Genomic DNA, 3,433 nt, shown 5'->3' on the forward strand with positions numbered 1-3,433 from the left:
ATCGTTCGGCGCGCTGAGCCCGCGCATGTCGGTCGGCGACATCGTCGCCGAGGGGCTCAGCGTGCATCAGCCGGGGCTGTCGGAGACCGAGCGCGAGGAGCGGGTCATCAAGGCGTTGATCGATGTCGGCCTCGATCCAGCGACGCGCTTCCGCTATCCGCACGAGTTCTCCGGTGGTCAGCGCCAGCGCATTTCGATCGCCCGCGCTGTGGTGCTGGAGCCGGATTTCGTCGTGCTGGACGAGCCGACCAGCGCGCTCGACATGCTGTTTCAGGCGCAGATGGTCGATCTGTTGCGCGACCTCCAGCGCAAGCGCGACCTGACTTACATGTTCATCTCCCACGATTTACGAGTGGTGGCGTCACTCGCCAGTCATCTGATCGTCATGAAACAGGGTAAGGTCGTCGAAGAAGGTCCGGCCGCGGAATTGTTCAAGCATCCCAAATCGGACTATACGCGTGCGCTGTTCGCCGCGGCGTTCCGGCTCGATACCGCGCCGGACGCAGCGACTGCTGCGGATTGATCAATGACGAATTTCGACGACGGCCGCCCGCTGCTGGCCGACCGCAAGGCCGATGTGACGTTGTCAGAGCCGCTGCCGATCGGGCAGGGCTACATGGTCTATGAGCGCTACGAAGTTTCCCTGCGCCGCGAGGGCGAGCCGCCGCTGTTGCAGCGGCGCGACGTACTCCGCGCAACGACCGCCACTGCGGTGCTGGCGATCGATCTCGCGCGTGACCAGTTGGTGCTGATCCGGCAATTCCGGATTGCGGCGCATCTCGCCAACGGCTGCGGCGATATGGTTGAAATCGTAGCCGGCCGCCTTGATCTCGGCGAGACCGCGCATCAGGCGGCGCGGCGCGAATGTCTGGAAGAAATCGGCGTCGCGCCGGATCGTCTGGTCGAACTCTTCAAGGTGGTCACGGCGCCGGGCTTCAGTGACGAACAGGTCGTGTTCTTCGCCGGCGTTGTCGATGCCAGCGCTGTGTTGGAGCGCGGCGGCCTCGCCGACGAGACCGAAGATACGCAGCCTTTCGTCGTCTCGATCGACGAGGCGCTGGCGGCGCTGGAGCACGGCAGTGTGTTCAACGCGCTGCTGTACAGCGCGCTGCAATGGCTGGCGCTCAATCGCGCGCGTCTGCCGGAGTTGTTAAGCGGAGCCGTTTGATCGCGACCAAGTCGCTGCCGGAAGCGGCGATCCGCGCGATAGCCTCGCGCGTCGGCTCGATCGCCGTGGCCATGTGATATGCGTTGGCGTGGACGATGGTCTTCTCGTCGCGTGCGATGGCGACGTGACCTTTCCAGAACAACAGATCGCCGCGCAGAAGCTGGTCCTGCTCCGATAGGGCGATTGCGTCGCCGAGTCCGGCCTGCTGCATGTCGCTGTCGCGCGGCGCCTTGATGCCGCAGGCGGCCAGCGCGGTTTGCACCAAGCCGGAGCAGTCGATGCCCAGGCTGGTGCGGCCGCCCCAAAGATAGGGCGTACCTACAAAGCGCTCGGCGACCGTCACGAAGTCGGTTTCGAACTGATCCAATGCGCCAACGTGCCCGCGTGTTACGAACCAGCCGTCCTCAGTCACCGCAAAGCTGTCCTGCTCGCGAACGATCGCGAGCCGCGCGCCGAGCGGCAGTGTTTCAGCCGGCGGCAGTTTGATCGAAGGACCGGGGAAAGCGAACGTCCGCAGCGCCGTCACCTTGTGGGTCGGCGCCGGGCCCGGCCGGTACAGCGCGAGGTCCGGCAGCCAGCCGACATAGCCGTCGATCTCGAGCTGGCCCCAGGCCCAGCCTTCCTCGTTGCGGTCGTAGACGGTGACGCGCTCTCCCTTCAGCGCCTCGGTGTCGAGCGCCGCGCCGGAAGACGGATCGCGCCGCACCGGCGCGACGCCGTANCTGACCTCGAACACCTCGCCCTCCGCGTAGCGCGCCGCGTCCCCCAAGCTTCNAGATGCTTGGCCGCAAGGTCGGGCCGCGCCGGCTTCAGCCTCCGGTCCAAGTCAGGATCAGCCATAACGCTCGCTCAACAATGCGAAGATCGCGCGTGCAGCCTGGCATTCGCCGCCCTCGGGTCGGCCCGGCTTCGCCTTCGGGGTCCAGCCGTAGATGTCGACATGCAGCCAGGTCTTGGCGGCCTCGACGAAGCGTTGCAGGAACAGCGCGCAAGTAATCGAGCCGGCAAAGCCGCCGGACGGCGCGTTGTTGATGTTCGCGACCTTGGAGTCGAGCCAGGAATCGTAAGGTCCCCATAGCGGCATCCGCCACAGCGGATCGTTCTCCGCCGCCGCGCTGCGCGCCAGATCGAGCGCCAGCTGCTCGTCGTGCGTGTAGTAGGGCGGCAGATCCGGGCCGAGTGCGACCCGCGCTGCGCCGGTCAGCGTGCCGAGATCGATAAGAAGGTCCGGCGCCTCCTCGTCGGCCAGTGCCAGCGCGTCGGCCAGCACCAGCCGGCCCTCGGCGTCGGTGTTGCCGATCTCGACAGTCGGCCCTTTGCGGGATGGGAACACGTCGAGCGGTCGCATCGCGTTGCCGGCGACGGCGTTCTCGACCGCCGGGATCAGCACACGCAGCCGCACTTTGAGCTTCGCATCCATGATCATCGACGCCAGCGCCAGCACGTTGGCGGCGCCGCCCATGTCCTTCTTCATGATCAGCATGGCGCTCGACGGCTTGAGGTCGAGGCCGCCGGTGTCGAAGCAGACGCCCTTGCCGACCAGCGTGACTTTCGGATGCGCCGCATCGCCCCAGGTGAAATCGATCAGCCGTGGTGCCCGCGTCGCCGCCATGCCGACGGCGTGGATCAGCGGAAAATTCTGGGTCACGAGATCGTCGCCAACGATGCAGGAGAAGCTGGCGCCGTGGCGCTGCGCCAGCGCCAGCGCCGCGTCGGAGAGCTCCGCAGGCCCCATGTCGTTGGACGGCGTGTTGATCAGATCGCGCGCCAGCGTCGCGGCCTCGAGCGCGCGGACGATCGCTGCGACGTCGACGCCTTGCGGCGGCACCAGCCGAACCTCAGGCGCCTCGGCCTTGCGATAGCGGCCGAACCGATAGGTTCCGAGCGCGAAGGCCAGCACCGCCAGCTTGTCGTCCGGAGCCGCATTGGCAAAGCGATAGGTGCCGGGCGGCAAAAGGCCCGGCAACGCACCAGTGCGGAACGGATCGAAGCTGCGCGCGCCCACCTCGTCGAGGCCGAACAGCACATGCGCTACCGCGCCGTTCGCGTCCGGCAGCGCCAGCATCTGTCCGGGCTTGGCGCTGTAGCCGTTCGCGCGGGCGAAACGCTGCGCGGCCTCGGGCAGGCCGGCGCAGACCTTCTCCAGAGTCGACTTGGTGACGAACGAGATCGGGACGGCGGGCTGATCGGCAGTGTCGAAGATGGAAGGCATCGCGGTCTTTCGCATCGTGGGCGGGAGGCGGCTAGAGAGAGGTGCGGAGGGCG

3 protein-coding genes and 1 pseudogene are annotated in these 3,433 nt (G+C 66.9%); 2 read left to right on the forward strand and 2 right to left on the reverse strand.

All coding sequences use genetic code 11. From position 1 onward, the window contains the following. Together I5M_RS27815 and I5M_RS27820 are read left to right on the forward strand one after the other, a co-directional pair. The coding region (locus I5M_RS27815) for an ATP-binding cassette domain-containing protein (RefSeq protein ID WP_031337837.1) at positions 1 to 523 on the forward strand (523 nt) is incomplete at its 5' end. A 3-nt stretch (positions 524 to 526) separates the two neighbouring features. Beyond that, entirely contained in the window at positions 527 to 1,168 is a 642-nt protein-coding gene (locus I5M_RS27820; protein ID WP_022724393.1) for an NUDIX domain-containing protein, read from the forward strand. On the opposite strand, the pseudogene I5M_RS30760 reads toward I5M_RS27820, so the two are convergent. Next, positions 1,125 to 2,008: pseudogene (locus I5M_RS30760) on the reverse strand (C40 family peptidase). The gene I5M_RS27820 and the pseudogene I5M_RS30760 overlap by 44 nt on opposite strands. Beyond that, positions 2,001 to 3,380: a M17 family metallopeptidase gene (locus I5M_RS27830; protein WP_031337839.1), complete on the reverse strand. Its 1,380-nt coding sequence runs from the start codon at positions 3,378 to 3,380 to the stop codon at positions 2,001 to 2,003. Before I5M_RS27830 ends, I5M_RS30760 begins: the two are co-directional and overlap by 8 nt. Positions 3,381 to 3,433: the final 53 nt, after the last annotated feature.

This window comes from Rhodopseudomonas sp. B29, from assembly GCF_000333455.1.
GTDB lineage: Bacteria > Pseudomonadota > Alphaproteobacteria > Rhizobiales > Xanthobacteraceae > Rhodopseudomonas.

Coding starts and splice junctions, on each gene's coding strand:
- I5M_RS27830 (WP_031337839.1), bottom strand. CDS start 3,380: ATGCCTTCCATCTTCGACACTGCCGATCAGCCCGCCGTCCCGATCTCG.
- I5M_RS27820 (WP_022724393.1), top strand. CDS start 527: ATGACGAATTTCGACGACGGCCGCCCGCTGCTGGCCGACCGCAAGGCC.